Raw genomic sequence first — 4,215 nt, forward strand, 5'->3', positions numbered from 1 at the left:
TCGTTGGCTGGCGGTGAACGGTGCCGGTCATGTGGTGCTGACGAGCCGTCGCGGGCTGGAGGCCCCCGGCGCGGTCGAACTGCGGGACGAGCTGGTCGGGTTGGGCGTGCGGGCGAGTGTGGTGGCCTGTGACGTGAGTGACCGTGCGGCGGTGTCGGGGCTGTTGGCGGAGTTCCCGGTGTCGGCCGTGGTGCACACGGCGGGTGTGCTGGACGACGGTGTGGTGGAGTCGCTGACGCCGGAGCGGTTCGCGGCGGTGCTGCGGGCCAAGGCCGAGTCGGCCCGCCTCCTGCACGAGCTGACGGCCGGGCTGGACCTGGACGCCTTCGTCCTCTTCTCCTCCACCGCCGGGACCTTCGGCGCCCCCGGTCAGGGTAACTACGCGGCGGCCAACGCCTACCTGGACGCGCTCGCCGAGCAGCGCCGGGCCGCCGGCCTGCCCGCCACCTCCATCGCCTGGGGCGCTTGGGACGGCGGCGGCATGGCCACCGACGACGCGGCGGTGCGGGCCCGGCTGGCCCGTACCGGAGTCCCGGCGATGCCGCCCGCGCAGGCGCTCGCCGCGCTGGAGCGCTGCCTGGCGCAGGGCCACGGCGCGGTCTCGGTGGTCGACGTCGACTGGGAGCGCTTCGTCCCCGGCTTCACCGCGACCCGGCCCAGCCCGCTGCTCGCGGACCTTCCGGAGGCCGCCCCGGCCACCCCGGCCCGGGGTACCGCGACCGCCGCCGGAGGCGAGGACGCCTCGGCCCTGCACCGGATGCGCGGGCTCTCCCGGCCGGAGGCCCGGACGGCGACCCTGGAACTGGTCCGGGAACACGTCGCGGCGGTGCTCGGCCACGCGGGCGCCGACGCCGTCGGCGAGACCAGGGCCTTCAAGGAGCTGGGCTTCGACTCGCTGACCGCCGTCGAGCTGCGCAACCGACTGAGCGCCGCCACCGGCCTCAAGCTGCCCGCCAGCCTGGTCTACGACCACCCGACCCCGGCGGCGCTCGCCGACCGGCTCACCGACGAACTCCTCCCCGACACCGCCGAGTCCGGCCCGGCCGGGCAGCTCCCCGCGACGGCCGCGGACGAGGACCCGATCGCGATCGTGGCCATGTCCTGCCGCTTCCCCGGCGGCGTGGACAGCCCCGAGGCCCTGTGGCGGCTGATCGCCGACGAGGGCGACGTCGTCACCGGCCTGCCCACCGGCCGTGGCTGGGACCTCGACGCGCTCTACCACCCGGACCCGGACCGCAAGGGCACCTTCTACGCCCGCGAGGGCGGATTCCTGCACGAGGCGGGCGAGTTCGACGCCGCGTTCTTCGGCATCCCGCCGCGCGAGGCGCTGGCGATGGACCCGCAGCAGCGGCTGCTCCTTGAGACCTCCTGGGAGGCCTTCGAGCGGGCCGGCCTCGACCCGCGGTCCCTGCGCGGCAGCCGGACCGGCGTCTTCGTCGGCACCAACAGCAACGACTACGTGACCCTCCTCCAGCAGTCCGACGAGGACCTGGAGGGCTACCTGATGACCGGCAACGCCGGAAGTGTGCTGTCCGGCCGGCTCTCCTACTCCTTCGGACTCGAGGGCCCGGCGGTCACCGTCGACACCGCCTGCTCCTCCTCGTTGGTCGCGCTTCACCTGGCCGCGCAGGCGCTGCGCAGCGGCGAGTGCTCGCTCGCCCTGGCCGGCGGTGTGGCCGTCATGTCGACGCCGGCCGCCTTCGTGGAGTTCAGCCGTCAGCGCGGCCTCGCCGAGGACGGCCGCTGCAAGGCCTTCGCGGCCTCGGCCGACGGGACGGGCTGGGGCGAGGGCGTCGGCATGCTGGTGCTGGAGCGGCTGTCCGACGCCGAGCGCAACGGCCACCGGGTGCTGGCCGTCGTGCGCGGCTCCGCCGTCAACCAGGACGGTGCCAGCAACGGGCTGACCGCCCCGAACGGGCCGTCGCAGCAGCGCGTCATCCGCGCCGCGCTGGCCGGCGCCGGGCTGTCGGCCGCCGAGGTCGACGCCGTCGAGGCGCACGGCACCGGCACGGTGCTCGGCGACCCGATCGAGGCCCAGGCGCTGCTCGCCACCTACGGGCAGGAGCGCACTGAAGACCCGCTCTGGCTGGGTTCGGTGAAGTCCAACCTGGGCCACACCCAGGCCGCCGCCGGTGTGGCAGGCCTGATCAAGATGGTGATGGCGATGCGGGAGGGCGTGCTGCCGCGCACCCTGCACGTGGACGAGCCGACCCCCGAGGTCGACTGGACCTCCGGCGCCGTCGAGCTGCTGACCGAGGCCCGGCCCTGGCCGGAACCCGGCCGACCCCGACGGTTCGGCGTGTCCGCCTTCGGCGTCAGCGGGACCAACGCGCACGTGATCGTCGAACAGGCTCCGGCCGCCCTGCCGGCCGCCGAACCGGCGGTGCAGGAGGACTCCGGCGAGGACGGCCGGACGGTGCCCGTCGTGCTGTCCGCCCGGACCGGCGCCGCGCTGCGCGCCCAGGCCCGCCGACTGCTCGACCACCTGGACGCCGACCCCGGGCTGAGCCTGACCGACACCGCGCGGGCGCTGTCCACCGGGCGGACCGCCTTCGAGCACCGCGCCGCCGTGGTGGCGGACAGCCGCGACGCGCTCGGTTCCGCCCTGCGGGCGCTGGCCGAGGGCGGCACGGCCGCCGGGCTGGTGAGCGGTGCCGCCTCGGGCGGGAAGCTGGCGTTCCTGTTCACGGGGCAGGGGAGCCAGCGTCCGGGCATGGGGCGTGAGCTGTACGAGGCGTTCCCGGTGTTCGCGGACGCCTTCGACGCGGTGTGTGCGCGCGTCGAACTGCCGCTGAGGGAGGCCGTGTTCGGCGAGGACGCGGACGTCCTGGCCCGTACGGAGTTCACCCAGGTGGCGCTGTTCGCGGTGGAGACCGCGCTGTTCCGGCTCTTCGAGAGCTGGGGGGCTCGTCCGGACTTCCTGGTCGGCCACTCGATCGGCGAGCTGGTCGCCGCGCACGTCGCCGGTGTCCTCTCGCTGGACGACGCCGTCACTCTGGTCGCCGCTCGTGGTCGACTGATGCAGGCGCTGCCCGAGGGCGGCGCGATGGTCGCGGTCAAGGCCTCCGAGGCCGAGGTGCTGCCGCTGCTCACGGACAACGTCAGCATCGCGGCCGTCAACGGGCCTTCCTCCGTGGTGATTTCCGGCGACGAGGATGAAGTCCTCGCCATCGCCGGGCAGTTCGAGAAGACCAAGCGTCTCAACGTCTCGCACGCCTTCCACTCACCGCTGATGGACGGGATGGTGGACGACTTCCGCCGGGTGGCGGAGGGTCTGACCTATTCGGCGCCGCAGATAGCTGTGGTCTCCAATGTTTCCGGTTCGGTGGCCACGGCGGAGGAGCTGTGCTCGCCCGAGTACTGGGTGCGCCACGTCCGCGAGGCCGTCCGCTTCGCCGACGGCATGCGGACCCTGGAAGCCGAGGGTGTCACCACCTTCGTCGAGCTGGGCCCGGACGGTGTGCTGTCGGCCATGGGCCAGGAGTGCGTCGGGCAGGGCGTGTTCACCCCGGCGCTGCGCGCCGGGCGCCCGGAGACCGCGACCGCCCTGGCCGCGCTCACCGAGCTGTACGTCGCAGGCCGGACGCCCGACTGGACGGCGCTGTTCGACCCGGCGCCGTCGGTGGCGGCCGCGCTTCCGACCTACGCCTTCCAGCGCGAGCTGTACTGGCCCCGGCTGCCCGAGCCCCTGGTCGACGACCGGCTGAGCTACGGCATCGGCTGGGAGCGCGCCGCCGATCGGTCCGCCGGTGCGGTGTCCGGCCGCTGGCTCGTGGTCTCCCCGGCCGACTGCGCGAACGGCAGCCTGGTCGCGGACTCGGTCGCGGCGCTGACGGCGCACGGTCTCGACGTACGGCACGTCACGCTGTCCGGCGAGGACACCGACCGGCAGGCGCTGGCGGAGCTGCTGCGCGCCGAGGCCGACGGCGGCCTCGACGGCGTGCTCTCGCTGCTGGCGCTCGCCGACGAGGACGAGGCCGTCCCCGGGGCGACCCGTGGACTCGGCGGCACCCTCGGCCTGCTGCAGGCCCTGGGCGACGCCGGCCTCGAAGCACCGCTGTGGGCGGCGACCTCCGGGGCGGTCACGGTCGACGGGACGGGGGACCGGCTGCGTTCGGCCGCCCAGGCGATGGTCTGGGGTCTGGGGCGTAGTGCGGGCCTGGAGTTGCCGGGTCGTTGGGGTGGTCTGGTGGACCTGCCGGAGGTGGTGGACCG

General features: G+C 74.6%; 1 protein-coding gene. It reads left to right on the plus strand.

All coding sequences use genetic code 11. The features are described from left to right. The coding region (locus tag ACIQ87_RS40195; RefSeq protein WP_402417222.1) for a type I polyketide synthase at positions 1-4,215 on the plus strand (4,215 nt) is incomplete at both ends.

It is taken from the genome of Kitasatospora sp. NPDC096204 (assembly GCF_044763205.1).
In the GTDB taxonomy this organism is placed as follows: domain Bacteria; phylum Actinomycetota; class Actinomycetes; order Streptomycetales; family Streptomycetaceae; genus Kitasatospora.